The organism is Arthrobacter cryoconiti, from assembly GCF_020905375.1.
Lineage (GTDB): Bacteria > Actinomycetota > Actinomycetes > Actinomycetales > Micrococcaceae > Specibacter > Specibacter cryoconiti.
The window spans coordinates 1-420 of sequence record NZ_JAJJBU010000001.1; the positions used below are offsets into that span (position 1 = coordinate 1).

Here is a 420-nt window from a genome sequence, read left to right on the forward strand (position 1 = left end):
GTTCCACAAAGAACACCAACACAGAATTCCCCCACACCCCACACAAATGATCACTGCCCGCAGTGATCACCACACAAGGGGTTTATGGGCGGAGGAAGAGTTACGGTGGTCATAGCGTGGGGGAAACGCCCGGTCCCATCCCGAACCCGGAAGCTAAGACCCACAGCGCCGATGGTACTGCATTCGTGAGGATGTGGGAGAGTAGGACACCGCCGGACAACACCACAAGGGTAGAGGCCCCCACACACCAGTGTGGGGGCCTCCCCCACTTAAAACACACCACCACAAAAAGGCGCTGGCACCACGTCCCTCTGGGCGTCATGGGATGGCAGTAACGCAAAGAGACTTTACATAAGTAAGCCCCATAGCGCAGTATGGGAACCGTGTGCGCGCTACGCATGCAGTCCACGAGGACCAGGC

General features: G+C 58.1%; 1 rRNA gene. It reads left to right on the top strand.

What is annotated here, in order from left to right:
• The first annotated feature begins 101 nt into the window (after positions 1-101).
• Positions 102-218 (top strand): 5S ribosomal RNA (gene rrf / locus LOH53_RS00005).
• Positions 219-420 lie beyond the last annotated feature (202 nt).